Source organism: Flavobacterium sp. TMP13 (assembly GCF_050847115.1).
Taxonomy (GTDB): Bacteria; Bacteroidota; Bacteroidia; order Flavobacteriales; family Flavobacteriaceae; genus Flavobacterium.
Genome location: NZ_CP193656.1, coordinates 453,159 through 471,356 on the forward strand (window position 1 = coordinate 453,159; position 18,198 = coordinate 471,356).

General features: G+C 33.4%; 14 protein-coding genes. All 14 read left to right on the forward strand.

The window, feature by feature from the left end:
• The first annotated feature begins 7 nt into the window (after positions 1–7).
• Positions 8–406, forward strand: coding sequence for a DUF2452 domain-containing protein (locus ACRASX_RS01975; RefSeq protein ID WP_432222247.1), 399 nt, complete (start codon positions 8–10; stop codon positions 404–406).
• A gap of 11 nt (positions 407–417) precedes the next feature.
• Positions 418–1,056: a flavin reductase family protein gene (locus ACRASX_RS01980; protein ID WP_432222248.1), complete on the forward strand. Its 639-nt coding sequence runs from the start codon at positions 418–420 to the stop codon at positions 1,054–1,056.
• 3 nt (positions 1,057–1,059) lie between these two features.
• Positions 1,060–2,532 carry a deoxyribodipyrimidine photo-lyase/cryptochrome family protein gene (locus ACRASX_RS01985; protein WP_432222249.1) on the forward strand — a complete coding sequence of 491 codons (1,473 nt, stop codon included), beginning with the start codon at positions 1,060–1,062 and terminating at the stop codon, positions 2,530–2,532.
• Positions 2,533–2,542: 10 nt separating this feature from the next.
• A complete protein-coding gene (locus tag ACRASX_RS01990; protein WP_082706653.1) occupies positions 2,543–2,671 on the forward strand; it encodes a DUF2256 domain-containing protein in 129 nt (42 codons plus the stop codon).
• A 140-nt stretch (positions 2,672–2,811) separates the two neighbouring features.
• A complete protein-coding gene (locus ACRASX_RS01995) occupies positions 2,812–4,104 on the forward strand; it encodes a DASH family cryptochrome (protein WP_432222250.1) in 1,293 nt (430 codons plus the stop codon).
• 99 nt (positions 4,105–4,203) lie between these two features.
• The gene (gene rpsO, locus ACRASX_RS02000; RefSeq protein ID WP_066310445.1) at positions 4,204–4,470 is read left to right on the forward strand and encodes a 30S ribosomal protein S15; all 267 of its coding nucleotides are present in this window, start codon (positions 4,204–4,206) and stop codon (positions 4,468–4,470) included.
• Positions 4,471–4,620: 150 nt separating this feature from the next.
• On the forward strand, positions 4,621–6,762 hold the full coding sequence (locus ACRASX_RS02005; protein ID WP_066310451.1) for a polyribonucleotide nucleotidyltransferase: 2,142 nt from the start codon (positions 4,621–4,623) through the stop codon (positions 6,760–6,762).
• Positions 6,763–6,916: 154 nt separating this feature from the next.
• Positions 6,917–7,675 carry a hypothetical protein gene (locus ACRASX_RS02010; protein ID WP_432222251.1) on the forward strand — a complete coding sequence of 253 codons (759 nt, stop codon included), beginning with the start codon at positions 6,917–6,919 and terminating at the stop codon, positions 7,673–7,675.
• Positions 7,675–10,437, forward strand: a complete 2,763-nt coding sequence (locus ACRASX_RS02015; protein ID WP_432222252.1) for a TonB-dependent receptor — start codon at positions 7,675–7,677, stop codon at positions 10,435–10,437. Before ACRASX_RS02010 ends, ACRASX_RS02015 begins: the two co-directional genes overlap by 1 nt.
• 17 nt (positions 10,438–10,454) lie before the next feature.
• Positions 10,455–11,555 carry a DUF4249 domain-containing protein gene (locus tag ACRASX_RS02020; protein WP_432222253.1) on the forward strand — a complete coding sequence of 367 codons (1,101 nt, stop codon included), beginning with the start codon at positions 10,455–10,457 and terminating at the stop codon, positions 11,553–11,555.
• Between the two features lie 97 nt (positions 11,556–11,652).
• Positions 11,653–12,837 carry a DUF4249 domain-containing protein gene (locus tag ACRASX_RS02025; RefSeq protein ID WP_432222254.1) on the forward strand — a complete coding sequence of 395 codons (1,185 nt, stop codon included), beginning with the start codon at positions 11,653–11,655 and terminating at the stop codon, positions 12,835–12,837.
• Positions 12,838–12,998: 161 nt separating this feature from the next.
• Positions 12,999–14,504: a hypothetical protein gene (locus tag ACRASX_RS02030; protein ID WP_432222255.1), complete on the forward strand. Its 1,506-nt coding sequence runs from the start codon at positions 12,999–13,001 to the stop codon at positions 14,502–14,504.
• Between the two features lie 164 nt (positions 14,505–14,668).
• On the forward strand, positions 14,669–15,415 hold the full coding sequence (locus ACRASX_RS02035; RefSeq protein WP_432222256.1) for a hypothetical protein: 747 nt from the start codon (positions 14,669–14,671) through the stop codon (positions 15,413–15,415).
• A gap of 4 nt (positions 15,416–15,419) precedes the next feature.
• Positions 15,420–18,194 carry a TonB-dependent receptor domain-containing protein gene (locus ACRASX_RS02040; protein ID WP_432222257.1) on the forward strand — a complete coding sequence of 925 codons (2,775 nt, stop codon included), beginning with the start codon at positions 15,420–15,422 and terminating at the stop codon, positions 18,192–18,194.
• The last annotated feature ends 4 nt before the right edge of the window (positions 18,195–18,198 follow it).

An 18,198-nucleotide genomic window follows, 5' to 3' on the forward strand; every position in this document is an offset into this window, starting at 1 on the left:
CTTTAAAATGAAAAAAGAAGTTCCAGACAATGTCGTTTTTTCTGATGAGGAAGGATACAATGCAAGCTTTTTACCTTATGCCACAACTGTTGGTGCGCCAGCAATCAAAGTAGACGATATCGCTGCTTGGAAAGGGCGCGGCGTGCATAATGTGAATAAAGAATTTGAAAGTAAATTTGCTGAACTTAAAGTAGAATATCAAAAACTGATGGAAGAATACCATTGGAACGAAATGATCTACAATGCTAAGTTTTCATTTGAACCTGTAATTGGAGAGATATACCATTTGTATAATAACGCCGATGGAAATCCTTTTTTGTCATTAATTTCTCCATCAGAATGGAACAAAGAACATGTCGGGACCTTTCTACTGAACAGCAATAAAAAATGGGTCGCCATTAAATAAAAAATCATACAATGAAAAAATATATTACTTCGGAAGATATTGAAACAATGGATAAGCAACATTGCATCAATTTCATCAATAGTTTAGGTGGGTTTAAAAGTGTGTGTCTTGTAGGAACTCAAAATGACCAACAACAAACCAACTTGGCTGTTTTTTCGTCTTTGGTTCATCTTGGCAGCAATCCGCCTTTGTTTGGTTTAATTTCGAGACCTGCAGCTTATGAAAGACATACTTTAGAAAACTTAATGACTACTGGCTTTTATACCATCAATCATATCAATGAAGGTATTTACAAACAAGCACATCAAACTGCAGCGCGTTACCCTAGAGAACTTTCTGAATTTGATGCGACTGGTTTAACTACTGAATATAAAAATGATTTTTATGCTCCTTTCGTTGCTGAAAGTAACATTCAGTTGGCCATGGAATTCAAGCAAAAAATTGACATTGAACTTAACAATACGGTCTTAATTATTGGTGAGTTAAAAGCTGCTTACATTCCTGAAAATTGTCAAGCTGCAGATGGCTTTTTAGATTTAGAAATGGCCAATACAGTTACTTGTTCAGGATTAGACAGTTATCATAAGACAACTCGCTTGGATCGGTTGTCTTATGCAAAACCCGATAAAGAAATCACATCGATACTTTAAATTTTGATAAAAAAAGCAATAAATATTGTTTGGTTCAAACGCGACTTACGTTGTATTGACAACGAAGCATTGTTTCATGCGCATCATTCAGGACTGCCTTTATTGTTAGTTTATTTCTTTGAGCCCTCAGTGATGAATTATGCAGATGCCGATGTGCGTCATTGGCGATTTGTTTATGAATCCATACAAGATTTACAAACGAAACTGAAAAGTTCAAATTCCATATTGTATTATTTTCATGCGGAAGTAACAGACGTTTTTTTAGCATTAATTGAACAGTATGAAATTCAAACTGTTTTTTCGCATCAGGAAATTGGCAACAAAATTACCTTCGATCGCGATGTACTGATGCAGCATTTTTTTCAGAAAAATAATATTGTTTGGAAGGAATTTCAATTGCACGGCGTGATTCGAAAACTAAAATCGCGACAACATTGGGAAAAGCGCTGGGAAAATGTAATGCGTGCAGATCCCAAAATGATAAATGAAAAGGAATTAAATACCATTCAATTAGATCTAAACTTTTATAAAAACATCAAAGGAGCAGAATTATCATCGGAAATAACAACACCAAACAAAAACTTTCAGCAAGGCGGTGAGCATATGGCTTGGCGGTATTTGGACAGTTTCGTTAAAGAGCGTTACGTAAATTATAGCAAACACATCTCTAAACCTGCTTTGAGCAGAAGAGGTTGCAGCCGTTTGTCTCCTTATTTAGCATACGGAAACATCAGCATGCGAATGGTCTACCAATACACCAATCAGTTTTACGAAACTTCAAAAAACAAACGCGCCATTTTAAATTTTGTTTCTCGGTTGCATTGGCATTGCCATTTTATGCAAAAATTTGAAGACGAATGTTCAATGGAATTCGAAAACGTGAACAAAGCCTACAATTTATTAGTAAAACCTAAGAACGAAAAATACATAAAAGCTTGGCAAAACGGCAAAACTGGTGTTCCTATTGTAGACGCTTGCATGCGTTGTCTGACCGAAACGGGTTATTTGAATTTTAGAATGCGCGCCATGGTCGTTTCGTTTTTTACATTTAATTTATGGCAAGATTGGCGGGAACTTCATTTTTTAGCCCAACAGTTTTTAGATTATGAACCAGGCATTCATTATCCACAAATTCAAATGCAATCAGGAACTACGGGAGTAAATACGATCAGGATTTACAATCCCATAAAAAATTCAGAGGAACACGATTCAGAAGGGGTTTTCATCAAGCAATGGCTCCCTGAACTGGCTGAAATTCCAACTCATTTAATACATGAACCTTGGAAGATGAACGAAATGGAACAGCAGTTTTACAATTGCATCATTGGGACAGATTATCCCAAACCACTTGTAAATATTGAAGAAACCAGAAAATACGCCAGCGATATTGTCTGGAGTTTTCGAAAAAAAGAGGAAGTAATTGAAGAAGGAAAACGAATCGTACAAAAACACGTTTCTAACCCAAACAAGCTATGAAATGCGCGGAATAAAAAAACAAAACCTACCTAGCAAAATCTGTTTGGTCTGCCAAAAGCCCTTCGCTTGGCGCAAAAAATGGGAAAAGAATTGGGAGCAAGTCAAATACTGCAGCGAAAAGTGCAGAAGCAACAAATAAAAAATTCAAATTTCACTCCTTATCTCCATCGCTTTCTTTTAAAAGAGCTCACTATTTAATCCAATAAATGCTAGAAATAAAAACGCATCGTTGCCAAATCGCCTACAAAGCCATTACTAATTTTAAAACACAAGTAAGTTATGATACAAACAGGAATCGTTTGGTTTAAAACCGACTTAAGAATAGCAGATAATGAAACACTAATCAAAGCTATTGCGCAATGTGAGAAAGTAATTTGTGTTTATTGTTTTGATGAGGCTCATTACGCCGACACGTCATACGGTTTTAAAAAAACAGGCAATTATAAAACGCAATTTTTAATAGAAGCTTTAAAGGATTTAGACAAAAGCCTAAGAGCAATAGGTTCAGGACTGTTAGTCGTAAAAGGTAAACCCGAAGTCGAAATCCCAAAAATCTTCAAAGAATACAAGGCTTACAAAGTTTTCGCCAAACGCGAAGTTGCGTACGAAGAAAAACAAACTGAAAAATTAGTGCAACAACAACTATTTCAAGTACGTTGCGAGTTTGAAACATTCAGTACAAGTACACTGTATCATGCCGAAGATTTGCCTTTTTCGATCACCAACATACCAGACCTATTTACCAATTTTAGAAAACAAACCGAAAAAGAATCAACCATTAGAAAACCTTTTGAGAAACCGAAAACACTTGTATCTCCCCAAATGCCGCTGCTTGAACTGCCAACAGTAAAAGAATTAGGTTTAAAAAATGTAAAAAAAGATTCGAGAGCAGTATTGGTATATAAAGGAGGAGAAACCGAAGCGCTTAAAAGACTTCATCATTATTTCTCTGACTCAAAATCGTTATCTACCTACAAGGAAACGCGAAACGGCATGATTGGCGCAGACTATTCGTCTAAATTTTCGGCATGGCTCGCAATAGGCTGCATTTCATCGCGCTACATTTATGAAGAAATCAAAAAATATGAAAAAAAATTTGGTACCAACGATTCAACTTATTGGTTGACTTTTGAATTGCTTTGGCGAGATTTCTTCCGGTTTATGTTTAAGAAGCACCAAACAAAATTCTTCTTGTATTCGGGTATTAAAAGTGAGAAAGCAAATTCGAAATCATTAAATAAAAAATTGCTTACCCAATGGATCAATGGCCAAACCGATTCTGACTTTATCAATGCCAATATGATTGAACTGAAGCTTACCGGCTTTATGAGCAATAGAGGCAGACAAAATGTCGCCAGTTATTTTTGCAATGAACTCAACATGGATTGGCGTTACGGAGCAGCTTATTTTGAATCGCAATTAATTGATTATGATGTGTGCAGCAACTGGGGAAATTGGGCTTACTTGGCCGGAGTTGGCAATGATGGTCGCGATCAACGGTACTTTAATATAGCCAAACAAGCCAATGATTACGATAAGAAAATGGAGTTTAGAGAACTATGGTTAAAATAAAGTAAAAATATAAATGTCAACTTAAAAAAAAACTGTACTTTTGCAGCCGTCTATCAACAAGTGATACGACATACATAATAATCATTAAATAATATTGGAATGTATTTAACTAAGGAAAAAAAAGAAGAGATTTTTGCACAACACGGTGAAGCAAAAAACACTGGAAAAGCAGAAGCTCAAATCGCATTGTTCACTTACAGAATTACACACTTAACTGAGCATTTGAAAAAAAATCGTCACGATTACAACACAGAGCGTTCACTAGTATTACTAGTAGGTAAAAGAAGATCTTTGTTGGATTACTTGAAGAAGAAAGAAATCAACAGATATCGTGAGATTATCAAAGTATTGAGTATCAGAAAATAATCAATATAAAAAAGAGGTGCGCAAGTGCCTCTTTTTGTTTATATAATAAAAAAGTTTTGGTTTTTCATTGGGTTTTGCATTTTAACTACACGCAGCAACTACAACACAACTGGTTACCCATTTTTTTAATAACCAAAAAAGAAAAAATTTATGATTCCACAATTATTTGTAGAAAGTATCGATTTAGGTGATGGCAGAAACATCACAATCGAGACAGGTCGTTTAGCTAAACAGGCTGATGGATCTGTAGTAATTAGAATAGGAAAAACTGTTATTTTAGGAACAGTTGTTTCTTCAAGAAAAGCGAGCCCAGGTATCGACTTTTTACCATTAACGGTAGATTATCGCGAAAAGTTTGCAGCAGCAGGACGTTTTCCAGGAGGTTTCTTCAAAAGAGAAGCTAGACCAAGTGACAGCGAAGTATTAACTATGCGTTTAGTTGACCGTGTTTTGCGTCCGCTTTTCCCAGATGATTATCATGCAGAAGTACAAGTTATGATTCAGTTAATGTCTCATGACGATGACGTTATGCCAGATGCATTAGCAGGTTTAGCAGCTTCGGCAGCACTTGCTTTATCTGACATTCCTTTCGAAACTTTAATTTCTGAAGCTAGAGTTGGAAGAGTTGATGGAAAATTCATCATCAACCCATCTCGTGCACAATTAGATTTATCAGACATCGATATGATGATTGGTGCTTCTATGGATTCTATCGCAATGGTAGAAGGTGAAATGAAAGAAATTTCAGAAGCTGAAATGTTAGAAGCAATTAAATTTGCACACGAGCACATCAAAAACCAAATTGCTGCTCAATTGCGTTTGCAAGCTGCTTTTGGTAAAAAAGAAGTGCGTACGTACGAAGGAGAAAGAGAAGACGAAGCTATTTACGCTAAAGTAAAAGCAGCATCTTACGATAAAATTTATGCTATCGCTAGCAAAGGTTCTTCTAAACAAGAACGTACGGCAGCATTTGACGAAGTAAAAGAAGAAGTTAAAGCTTTATTTACTGAAGAAGAATTAGCAGCAGATGGAGATTTAGTATCTAAATACTTCAAAAAAACAAACAAAGAAGCAGTTCGTAACGTAACCCTAGATTTAGGAACACGTCTAGACGGAAGAAAAACTACAGAAATCAGAGACATCTGGTGTGAAGTAGATTATTTACCATCGGTTCACGGATCTGCCTTATTTACACGTGGAGAAACACAAGCTTTGGCAACTGCAACTTTAGGAACTTCTAGAGAAGCAAACCAAATCGATTCACCTTCACAACAAGGAGAAGAAAAATTCTACTTGCACTATAATTTCCCTCCATTCTCAACTGGTGAAGCACGCCCTCTAAGAGGAACTTCAAGAAGAGAAGTTGGTCACGGAAACTTGGCGCAAAGAGCGTTAAAAAATATGATTCCTGCTGATTGTCCTTATACAATTCGTGTCGTTTCTGAAGTATTAGAATCTAATGGTTCTTCTTCTATGGCAACAGTTTGTGCTGGAACATTATCTTTAATGGATGCTGGTATTCAATTAATTCGTCCAGTTTCTGGAATTGCAATGGGATTGATTTCAGACGGAGACCGTTATGCTGTATTGTCTGATATTCTTGGTGATGAAGATCATTTGGGAGATATGGACTTTAAAGTAACTGGAACTTCTGAAGGAATTACAGCTTGTCAAATGGACATCAAAATTGATGGATTGAAATACGAGATTATGGAAGCAGCTTTAGCGCAAGCTAGAGATGGTCGTTTGCATATCCTTGGAAAATTAATCGAAACTTTGGCTTCTCCAAAAGAAGACGTTAAGGCATATGCTCCAAAAATTATTACAAGAAGAATTCCTAATGCATTTATTGGTGCATTAATTGGACCTGGTGGAAAAGTGATTCAAGAATTACAAAAAGCAACTGGAACAACAATCGTTATCAATGAAGACCCAACTACTGAGGAAGGCGTTATTGAAATTTTAGGAACTGATCCTGCTGGAATCGAAGCGGTATTGGCTAAAATTAAGTCAATCACTTTTAAACCTCAAATGAATGAGTCTTATGAAGTGAAAGTAATTAAAATGTTAGATTTTGGTGCAGTTGTAGAATATACATCAGCTCCAGGAAACGAAGTTTTATTACACGTATCTGAATTGGCTTGGGAACGCACAGAAAACGTTACTGATGTTGTGAACATGGGCGATGTTTTTGAAGTGAAGTACTTAGGTATGGATCCTAAAACGAGAAAAGAAAAAGTGTCCAAAAAAGCACTTATGCCAAGACCTCCACGTGAGGAAAGAAAAGAGTAATCAATCTTAGTTTACTAAAGGTTTATTTATAGAGAAATCCCGTTTCATAACTGAAACGGGATTTTTTGTTATAAACCAGTAAAAGCCTTGAAAATTAAATCTTCAACTTGTTAAAATCAACTCAATACTATTATATTTGAATTTTCTTACACATATGATTCTATTGAAAGCTAAAATTCTTACTTTAAAAAAAATTAATTTTTCTCTACTATTAATTGGTCATTTGAGCATTTGTCAAAGTCAAAGCATAGAGAAGAAAGAAATTAACCGCTATTTTGACCAATCTGTTGGAACACAAATTCTGGGAATCAATAACGGAAAAATCCATATCGATCCGTACACTTATAAACAAGAGCAGCACAATTATTATTTAAATAAAAATTTTATAATTGGAAGTGTTTTTTACGACAATCAATTGTACGAAAATATCATGATAAAATATGATATCTACAAAGATGAGCTGGTTAAGTCCTTTGAAAAATCAAACTCCTTCGGTATCACTCTCATCACAGAGAAAGTGGTCTATTTTTTAATAGACAATCATAAGTTTATAAACAGTGCTTCTACATTTTCTAAATCAAAAGTACTTCCTGGTTTTATCGAAGAAAAATATTTAGGAAAAACTATTCGTTTTTACATCAAACACTCTAAAAGTGCTAAAGATGCAATAGTAGGAACTACACTATACACTGAATTTAAAGAATCTACTACGCATCAACTTCTTTACAATTTCGAACTAAAAACGATAAATACACAAAAAGAAATTACTACACTATTTCCTTTGTTAAAAAGCGAAATAAAAAACTATTATCGTGTCAATAAAGTTTCACAAGAAAGTAACGCCGATCAGTTTAAAGCAGACTTAATTCAATTCATTGATCAAAACCTACCAAGTACTAGCACCAAAATCTAATGAAAAAAAAACTTCTCTTGTACTTCCTCATTCTTATTCCTTTTTGTGTGTTCTCGCAAGAAAAAACAGTCACAGTTTCCTATTCAAATGTTACACGTCAAAAAGCAATTGAAATAATTGAACAAAATTCTGATTTTCATTTTTATTTTAATGCTCACTGGTTTTCTAATAAGGAGCTAATTTCAGGTAGATTTGAGAATAAGCCCATTTCGTTTATTTTAGATGACATTTTCAATAGCACCATTATAAACTACTTTATTACCACAAACAGCATTATTTTAAGTAATGGTGTTTTAATATCAACTTCTCTTACCGAAGATTATTTCAAAAATCCACAACCTGATACCAGAGACAGTGACTTAGCACTTAAAGCTACTCCTATTTATAATAAACAATATCTTACCGAAAGTAAAACAGAAACAGATTCTCTTATTACCTTAGGAAAACAAACCAACATTAACGCCGCTGAAACTCATACATTATCTGGTTACGTCACTAATAGTGTTTCTGGTAAACCAGAATACAATATTACCTTACTTATAAAAGGAAAAGAAATTAGCACGACAACCGATGCAAATGGAAATTATAGTTTTAAGATTCCTGCTGGGGTCAACATTATTGAAACACAATCCGTAAGCCACCAATCTAAAGTTCAAAAAATAGTACTGTACAATAATGGACAAATCAATTTCAGTATAGCTGAAAATGTAAATGCGCTTAAAGAAATTATAATTGAGAACAAAAAAACAAAGAATGTAGCTTCCGCTATTACTGGACTCACTACTATTGACATTGAGAATATAAAAAATGTACCTTTAATTTTAGGTGAAAGGGACATTTTTAAGGTTGCTACAACTTTGCCTGGAATAAAAACAACTGGCGAAGGATCTTCTGGTTATAATGTGAGAGGTGGAAAAGACGATCAAAATTTATTTCTATTAGACAACGCTGTATTATATAATCCCTCACATTTTTTAGGTTTCTTTTCTGCTGTCAATCCTTTTACGACCAAACGAGCAGACATTTATAAAGGAAGCATTCCTGCGCATTTTGGAGGTCGTCTTTCTTCGGTTTTTGATATAGAATCTAAAAAAGGAAATACACGAAAATTAGCAGGCGAAGCTGGAATTGGTCCAGTCATGAGCAATGTGACTTTAGAAGTTCCCATTGTAAAAGGAAAATCTAGTTTGCTATTTGGCGGAAGAGCTAGCTACTCAGATTGGATTTTAGGTGCGATAAAAGATGCTGATTTAAATAATAGCTCTGCTTCTTTCTATGACATTTTATTTAAATACAACCATCAACTTACTCTGAAAGATGATTTCGAAACTTCAATTTATTACAGTCATGATAAATTTCGCATCACTTCCGACTCCATCAACAAATACAGCAATCAAATCGCCACTGTAAAGTGGGATCATGATTTTAATGCCAAAAGCAGATCATCAGTTATCATCACAAACAGCGATTACAAATTCAATATCAATTACGATTCACAAATTGACAAGGCTTTTGACTACGGTTATGGCATAAACGAAACGCAGTTTATCTTTAAAATGAAATACAAGTGGACACAAAAGCACACTCTTAATTATGGAATTAGTAGCAAAATATATAAAGTAGACAAAGGTTTTGTTAAACCTACGGGTACTGAATCTCTAATAAAAAACATTACTTTAGATCAAGAAAGAGGTTTAGAATCTGCACTATTTTTTACAGACAACTTTAAAGTAAATGATTCTTTTTTGCTTGATTTAGGATTGCGTTATTCTCTTTATCAAGGGCTGGGGCCTGCTTCTCAAAACAGCTATGATCCTAATTTTCCGAAATCTGATTTAACGGTTACCGAAACAAAAACTTATAAAGCCAATGAAGTTGTAAAAAATTACGGTGGCTTTGAACCTAGAATTTCAGCACGTTATTTCATACTTTCAGATTTATCTGTAAAGGCAAGTTTTGATCGCACATATCAGTACATTCATTTACTTTCTAGTAACACTACACAATCTCCAACGGATTCTTGGAAACTTTCGGACTTCAATGTAGAGCCACAATCATCCTATCAATATTCTTTGGGTCTCTTTAAAAATATCGCTAACAATTCGTTAGAATTAAGTGTAGAAGGTTACTACAAACAATCAAAGAATATCTTAGATTATAAGGTGGGTGCCGAATTACTATTAAATGAAAATATAGAAACAGAACTTCTGCAAGGCGAGGGCAAATCGTACGGAATTGAATTTTTACTTAAGAAAGAAAAAGGGAGTTTTAATGGTTGGTTGAGCTACACCTACTCCAAATCACTAATTAAATTAGATACTAAATTTGATACTGAAAAAGTGAATAATGGCGATTATTTTCCTTCTAACTATGACAAACCACATGATTTTAGTGCGATTTTAAATTATAAATTCACTAAACGATACAGCTTATCTAGCAATTTTGTATACCAAACAGGAAGACCAGTTACGTTTCCAATTGGTTCCTATAATTTCGCTGGTAGCAGCTACACTTTATACAGTGATAGAAACCAATTTCGTATTCCCGATTACTATCGACTGGATATCGGTATAAACGTAGAAGGAAATCATAAAATAAAAAAGCTTGCGCATAGCTTTTGGAATCTTTCTGTCTATAATGTTCTCGGTCGAAACAATCCGTATAACGTATATTTTGTCACTGAAAAAGGAAAAATTCATGCCTACAAAACTTCTATTTTCGCTGTCCCAATTCCGACAATAACTTATAATTTAAAATTTTAATTCCATAAAAAATGCATATGAAATTATCAATCTTTAAAAAAATAGTGTTTGTACTGTTTTCGACTGGACTAATTTCAAGTTGCACGGAACAATATGTCTTTCAAAATCAAAATTTTAACGAAGCTTTGGTTGTAGAGGCCACACTTACAAACGAAATGAAACATCAAGAAGTAAAACTTTCTCGAACCATCCCCATCAACGACAGTTTAGGATCGACTGAGGTCGGCGCAACTGTTTCTATTATCGATAACAATGGGACCGAATTTAATTTTGATGAAGGAGAAAGCAAATACGTTTCACAAAATGAATTTAAAGCGGAACCGAACAAAGAGTATCAGCTAAAAATTATTACCGCTTCTGGGAAAATTTACCTATCCAACAAAGAGAAATTAACCACTGAAAGCATTATAGATTTAGAAACTTCTGTAATTGATAAAGAAGGAGAAAAAGGCGTACAAATAAATGTAAAAAGTTCTGACCCAACCAATACTTCTAAATTTTACCGGTACGAATATGAAGAAACGTACAAAATCAAAACAATTTTTGAGATTGTAAAGCCAAATACCAGTATATGCTATAGCACTTACTACTCTAAAGAAATCATACAAACAAATACAAATGACCGCTCAACGGACCAAGTGAATTATCCGATACGTTTTATTGGTCGTAGTGATTACAAGCTTACGAATAGGTACACCATTTTGGTAACGCAGTATGTCCAAAATCGCGCGGCCTATGAGTATTATTCCACATTAAAGAAAATGTCCGAAACTGGCAATCTGTTGTCACCTAATCAACCAGGCTTTGCTATTGGAAATATTAAGTCTGTTACAAATCCACCTGAAAAGGTAGTAGGTTTTTTTGATGTCGCTTCTGTCTCTAAAAAAAGAATATTTTTTAATCATACTGATCTATTTTCCACAGAACAACCTGCCAATTATTTTATGAATTGCAAAGCAATCCTCGTATCAAATACAACTAATAGTTTTGGTTATAATATTTTAAAAACACACGTCATTCTAGGTACAGATTACAAGGGAACTTATGTGGTTGAAAAAGAATGTGCTGATTGCACCACTTTTGCATCTAATATCAAACCATCATTTTGGATCGATTAAATAAAAAAAATGTAGTTCTAATTAATTACGAATAATACTTATGCTAGCCCGCAAAAGACAAAATTATAATCTAAATTTTAACTTGGTACTAATACCTATGAAATTATCAATTCCTAAAAAAATAGGGTTCACTCTGCTTTTCGTGGCCGTTCTTATGTCGAGCTGCACCGAACAATATGCGTTTCAAAATCAAATTTTTGAAGAAGCGCTAATTGTAGAAGCTACAATTACAAATGAAATGACACATCAAGAAGTAAAACTTTCACGAGCAAGCGCAGTAAATGATGGCTTACCACTAATGGAATTTGGCGCTGTAGTCACTGTTGTAAATAATAGTGGTACTGAATTTAATTTTGAGGAAAAGGGAGATAAATATATCTCAGAAACTAAATTTAAAGCAGAGCCCAACAGCTATTATCAATTGAAAATAAGAACTGTTTCAGGAAAAGAATATATTTCATCGACTGAACAAGTAACTGCTGAAAATACTATAAATGTAGCAACTGCTGTAATTGAGAAAGAGGGCGAAAAAGGTGTTCAAATAAATATAAAAAATTACGACCCTACAAATAGCTCCAAATTTTACCGATATGAATATGAAGAAACCTATCAAATAAAAACGAATTTTGAAGTTAAGGAGCAATTAAAAGAAAGCGGTTACATCGCTTACAATAATTATTTTAAACTAGACATTTTACCAGCAAAATCCAACACACGCATTTGCTATAGCACTAATTATTCTAGTGAAATTCTACAAACCAACACTGTAGATCAACAAAAAGCTTTAGTAAATTATGCTATTCGCTTTATCAGTCAAAACGATTATATACTTACCAATCGCTACACCATAAAGGTTAAGCAATACACCCAAAACCGTGCAGCCTACGATTATTATTACACCTTAAATAAAATGTCTGGCACTGGCGACTTATTATCTCCCAATCAGCCTGGATATATTGTTGGAAATATTAAATCAACAACAAATGCCTCAGAAAAAGTAGTTGGTTTTTTTGAAGTTGCTTCAGTTTCTCAAAAACGAATCTTTTTTAATTATGAGGACATTTTTCCTTCGCAAAAACCTACAGATTATTTTAGAGAATGTGAACCTATACTTGTTGAGCACGAAAATTTATCGAAAGACAATTTTTCTATTTTAAGGTCGCACGTTTACCTCGGACCTGGAGCTGGCCTAAATGTTACAAAGTATTATATGGTCGAGAAAGAATGCGGCGACTGCACAACATTTTCATCTAACGTAAAACCTTCATTTTGGATAGACTAAATAAAAAAATAACGCTACTTCTTGCACTGTTAAGCTGTGCTTATAGTAGTACAGCACAAAACAGCGCTACTCTGAGTGCAGAATCATTATTTGTGCAAACTAACGCAACAGTTCTTCTAACTGGTGAAACGCTATACTACAAATTATACTGTTTAAATCAAATGAATACAATTTCAGACATTAGTCAAATTGCTTACGTCGAATTAGTCAACAGTCAAAAAGAAAGTGTTTTAAAAACTAAAATTAAACTAGATAAAGGATTAGGCGATGGTGATTCTTTTTTACCAACGACATTATCCTCTGGCAACTATAAGCTTATTGCATATACCAACTGGATGCTGAATAATCGCCAAAACACCTTTTTTGAAATCGATCTAACCATACTAAATCCGTTTCAAAAAAACCTCAACTTAATAAGTGATAGCACTATAGTTTCTTATCAAACTACTGCCAAAAAAGACACTGAAAATTCACTTTTGATCTTAGACAAAGAGAAGTATTCAAAGAGAGAGAAGGTATCCCTTTTTATTCCTCAAACTTTAGAACGCGGAAATTACGTTTTATCTGTTAAAAAAATAGATAATATTCCCGTTCCAAACTACAAAAACAATAGTATTCAAAATCAGAATTTAAATCAAAATTTAACATACCTCCCAGAAACACGTGGCGAATTGGTAACCGGTTCTATTCGTGCAAAAAATGAAACTTCAGCAGTGAGTTCAAAAATAGTTACGCTTTCTATATCTGATACAAACTTCATTTATAAAACTACTAAAACAGACGAAAATGGAAAATTTATTTTTCTATTGGACAAACAAACCAACAATACAGTTGTCTATGTACAATTATCAGAAGCAGATCGAGAAAATTACACTATTAAAATTGACAAAAAACAAGGCCCAAATTTATCAAGTTTAAATTTTTCTAAGACCACTTCTATTTCTGCCAAAAACCTAAATGCAATTCAAGAGCGCTCATTAGCAACTCAAATCGAAAATGTTTATTTCATGCAGAAAAAAGATAGCATTTTTGAAGCTCCAGCTGCAAGCCCGTTCTTTCATCCTACTGAAAAAAGATATATTTTAGATGACTATGATCGATTTAGAACTTTTAAAGAAACTATTATTGAAATTGTCCTAGAGCTTAGTTTTAAAGAATACAACAAAGTTCCGTCTTTGTACTTAAATGACAGTCGCTATAACATTACACAATCTAAAGAACCCTGTCTTGTTTTGGTCGACGGTTTACAAATACAAGATATGAACGCTATTAACGATTTTAGTAGTACTCAAATCGAGAGCATCAGTGTAGTTAGCTCTCCCTATTATTATGGCCCCAAATTGTTTAATGGAATCGTAAGTATATCTACTAAAAATAAAGACTTTGCGAGTAGCTATCTCGATAAAAATGATTTAACGACTAGGATTTTACGACCTCAACCGGATAAAATTTATTATCAACCCAACTACCAAATTTCTAATTATGAGCAACGAATTCCAGATTATCGCTATCAGTTGCTTTGGGAACCAAACCTAACAAGCAACAATATTCAACAAGAAATTTCATTTTACAGTTCAGACATCACAGGCAATTTTGAAATAGTACTAGAAGGATTATCAGAAGAAGGAAAGTTAGTTCGACTCACAAAAACATTGCTTGTAAAGTAGAAAATCATTTCCCGTTTCGCATCACGCTGAAGCGGGATTTTTTGTTTTAGTTAAAGTCTAAGTTTTAACTGTTAAAAAATTTAACAGTCAAAAGCTCATCAAATTGTAGTTTTTATAATACATTTGAAATTACTTAAACTATAATCAAAAAAACACTTACTACATTGATAACTTCGCAAAAAAAGCAAACTGCATTGTTTTTTATCGGGCTAATTCTAGTTACTAGTTCTGTTTATTCGCAAACGAAATCTGACTTTTCTATTTACAATTGGTATGATAATGTGGCTGGAAAGGGAAACTTGGATTTTAATACTGGAAAAATTTACACCAATCCATATAAAAGTATTGATAAAAGTACTTTGTTTCTTAAATCTGATTCGTTTGAAATTGGAACGCTGAATTATGATGGAAACTTATATTTTGAAATTCCGCTTAAATATGACATTCTTAGAGATATTTTAGTACTAAACCCAAGCGAAGGTTCAGCGGTAACTGCTATCAGTCTCAATCAAGATAAAGTCGATAGTTTTCTAATTTTCAATAAGAACTTTGTTAAAATAAACAAAGAACAATACAATAATACTAATTTTTCAACTGGTTATTATGAGATTGTAAAATACAGTGAAAATCAAGCTTTTTATATTAAACACTCTAAAAGTCTAGAAAAAAGAGTGAAAGATGATGGAATATACTACAGCTTTAAAGACAATAATACTTTTTATTTTGATCTGGATAAAAAGCTATATGCAATAAATTCTAAAAAAGATATTATCAAATTATTCCCGTCCAAAAAAGAGGAGATCAATAATTTTTATGCTAGCAATAATACGATTCGGAAAACTGATTTTGATCAATTTATGAAAAACTTACTGCAGTCAGTCACTACTTCACTATTTAATAAAGAGCAGTAATCGAATGAAAAAAATACTCCTAATAATACTAAGCTTACTTGTCTTAGCTCCAGTTCTACATGCACAGAATAAAGCAGATGCGTCACTTTCTTTTAAATTTAATAATAATTCGTTAAAAACAGTCATCGAAGACATTGAACGTTCAACTTCCTATCAATTCTATTTTGAAGAAATATGGATCCAAGAAAATAATACTTTAATTACTGCAACTTTTCAAAACGCCCTGTTGTCCGAAGTTTTAGAAGAAGTTTTAAAAAAAACAAACTTACATTATATTGTATTAAACAATAAAATAATTCTAACACGTAACAGTAAAATACATACTGAATTACCTCCGAGCTATTTTACAAGTTCTCCAGCAGTTGCAAAGCAAAAACTCAAACCAGTCTTCTACCAGCAATATGATTCGGCAGGAAATTTTAGTGTCAATAAAAAATCTAATCTAGTTTTTATTGGTAAAGAAAATAACAGCAATATAAAAGACAAATTTGTAGTGTCTGGAACGATAACTAATAGAGAAACAGGCAAACCAGAAAATAATGTTGTCATACAAATACGCAATTCAAAGATTACTGCTGTGACAGATTTAGAAGGGCATTACAGTCTCGAATTACCGAAAGGAATAAATGTTATAGAAATAAAATCAATGAATTACAAAGAGGTTACGAAGACCTTAATGGTTTATGACAGTGGAAATCTTGACATTGAAATTAACGAGAATACTAATCAACTGGACGAAATTTTTATTAGAAAAAAAGAGAAAAAAAATGTTGAAAATGTTATTTCTGGACTCGTATCAATTGATATTCAATCTATAAAAAATGTTCCTTTAATTCTTGGCGAGCGCGACATTTTGAAGGTTGCCACGACTTATCCGGGAATTAAAACGACGGGAGAAGGATCTGCGGGTTTTAATGTTAGAGGTGGAAAAGACGATCAAAATTTAATTTTATTAGATAATTCAGTATTGTACAACCCACAACATTTTTTAGGTTTCTTCTCTGCAATTAATCCGTATACTACTAAGAAAGCAGATATCTATAAAGGCAGTATTCCTGCCGATTTTGGAGGTCGTCTTTCGTCAGTATTTGATATTACAACTAAAAATGGAAATGAAGAAAAGTTTTCTGGAGAAGGTGCGATTGGACCAATTACATCTAATCTAAGTTTCGGTTTTCCGATTGAAAAAAACAAATCAAGTATTATTATTGGAGCAAGAGCAACCTATTCTGATTGGATCCTAAAAAGCTTAGACAATAAGGATTTAAAGAACAGTCAAGCGGGCTTTTATGATGGTATATTAAAATACAATAATGTAGTTAATGCAAACAATACTCTTGAAGCAAATCTGTATTACAGTCGTGATAACTTCAGTCTAAGTTCTGACTCAATCTATAAATATAGTAATAGAGTAGCCTCTGTAAAATGGGACCATTCTTTTAATAAGAAAAATAAAGCTGCGTTAATTTTTAATAATAGCGAATATAAATTCAATATCGATTACGATTCGGCTGATGTAAATGCCTTTGACTTTGGCTACAAAATAAAGGAATCGCAATTACAGTTAAAATTAAATTACTTACTGAACGAAAAGCATACTTTATCTTATGGAATAGCAAGTAAACTATATCAAATTTCGCCCGGTTATCAATATCCTAAATATCCCGAATCTTCCTTAATACGCACAGATATCGCAAATGAAAAGGCTTTGGAATCTGCGATTTATATTTCTGACAGTTACAAATTAAGTACAAAACTATTAATAGATGTAGGTCTTCGCTATTCTTTTTATGCCTCGTTAGGTGATGCGGATGTGAATGTATATCAAGAAGGTTTGCCAAAAACGGAAGAAACGGTAGTTAGAACGAATCATTACGGTACCAATGACGTCATTGCCAGTTATGGCGGATTTGAACCTCGCTTGGCTGCGCGATATTTTTTTACAGAACACTTGTCTATAAAAGCGGGTTACGACATGACCAGACAGTACATTCATCTTTTATCGAGTAATGTAACTCAATCTCCTACTGATACATGGAAACTATCAGACCTTAATGTTCAGCCTGAAAGTGCTCAGCAAGTCTCTCTAGGTATTTATAAAGATTTTGAAGATACTGACTATCAATTAAGTTTAGAAGGATATTACAAAACATCAAAAAATATTCTTGACTATAAAGTGGGTGCGCAGTTATTATTAAACGATCATATAGAAACCGAACTCTTACAAGGAAAAGGTAAAGCGTACGGAATCGAGCTTTTGTTAAAAAAGCAAGAAGGACGTTTGAACGGATGGATTAGCTACACCTATTCTCGGACTTTTATCCAACTAGACAGCCAATTTAGTTCTGAGATAGTAAATAATGGAGACTATTTTGCAGCTAATTTTGATAAACCGCATGACTTAAGTGTGATCTTAAATTATAAATTTACTAAGCGATATAGTTTGTCAAGTAACTTTTTATATCAAACTGGAAGACCAATCACTTATCCAATTGGTACGTATCATTATGGTAATGCTGATTATACTTTATACAGCGATCGCAATCAATATCGTGTTCCCGATTATATCCGCCTGGATTTAGGAATAAATATTGAAGGTAACCACAAAATAAAAAAATTAGCACACAGTTTTTGGAACATATCGGTTTACAATGTATTGGGAAGAAACAATCCGTACTCTATTTATTTTAATACAGATAGTGATGGAAAAGTTAAGGGTTATAAAACATCTATATTTTCAATTCCAGTTCCAAGTATTACCTACAACTTCAAATTTTAATTAG